This window comes from Glaciihabitans sp. GrIS 2.15, from assembly GCF_035984695.1.
In the GTDB taxonomy this organism is placed as follows: Bacteria; Actinomycetota; Actinomycetes; order Actinomycetales; family Microbacteriaceae; genus Lacisediminihabitans.
The window spans coordinates 1-1,228 of the sequence record NZ_JAXCHU010000036.1; the positions used below are offsets into that span (position 1 = coordinate 1).

A 1,228-nucleotide genomic window follows, 5' to 3' on the forward strand; every position below is an offset into this window, starting at 1 on the left:
CTTAGCCTGAATCCACCGTTTCGGTTTGTTGAGGGTGTCTTTTCGATTTCTTTCGGATGCTGTCGTGGGTGGGCGTGACGATGGGCCCGGCCTTGCTGCCGGTGATGTTCCGTGTGCTTTCGCGTCGTGGGCTGGAAGGTCAGGGGGAGGCGGTTCGTGGTGGGCTGCAGGTTGCCGCGTGCAGGCTCGTCCACCCGGTTTCCCAGGGCCAATGTTTGGGCAGGTGCAGCACCACTTTCCGTGCAGAGGTCGAGATGCGTGCCGGAATCTGGATGAGCTTGCGTCGGATTGTCGCCGTTCTCGCTTTGCCGAGGTCGGTGCCCGTCAGCGTGCCGATGGCGCGAGACAGGTTGAAGGTGATCGTCGCCAGTACCAACCAGGCTGCGTTCGCGCTGAATACCCCGGATGGGAAGTGACCCAACGCGCTGTCTTTGAGATCGGCGTTGATCTGCTCGATCACCGCATGCTGGCGGTGGGTTTTGTCCGCGGTGACGGGGTCCTGATCGCTGGTGGTGAAGAAGGCGTGGAAGCGGTGCGTGTCGAACAGTGTCGGTTGCCCGTCGCCGGCGAACGCGTTGAGCTCGGGGATCCGCCTCACGATGAGGCGCCCGTGAATGCGGTCCGCTTTCTTCTTGGACATGAACGCGGTGAAGGGGACCTCAGCGACTTCCGCGACTGAGACCCACTTCCCTGTGCTTTCGTCGAGGATCGCGTTGGTGTACTGGATCGTGGTCCACGCGGTATCGGCGATGGTGGCGAGGGTGCGTTTGACCGCAGAATCCATCCGCACGGTGATGGACACCTTCGCCCCGGCGCGATGTGCGGCGACCACAACCGAGTGGGCGTAGTAGGCGCTGTCGGCGCGCAGGAGCACGAGTCCGGTCGCGGTCGTCGACCGCAACCGGCTCACTGTCGCGAGGATGTCGGAGACGAACTTCTCGGCCCCGCGCACGGAGTTCGTCGGCCCGCGGCGTAGCCGGGACCCCACGATGATCGGCGCCGCCGTGGCGGTGGAGACGATGCCGATCAACGCGTTCAGGCCGCGGACGTGGGAGTAGCCGAACCCGGCACCTTGTTTCTGATACCCGTGGACTTCCTTGATGGTGTCGTCGATATCGACCAGGGCGTAATCGTCGATGCCAGCCACGATTGGCGCGACCGCGGCGAGGTTATTCAGCCATCTGCGGGCTATGGCGTCGAGTTGTCGTACATGGCCGAAGGTGAAGGC

At 63.6% G+C, this 1,228-nt stretch carries 1 protein-coding gene; it reads right to left on the reverse strand.

Going from position 1 to position 1,228, the window contains the following annotated elements; all coding sequences use genetic code 11:
* Window positions 1-139: 139 nt before the first annotated feature.
* Window positions 140-1,228 (reverse strand): IS1380 family transposase (locus RCH11_RS18085; protein ID WP_327058417.1); only part of this gene is annotated, 1,089 nt, incomplete at its 5' end.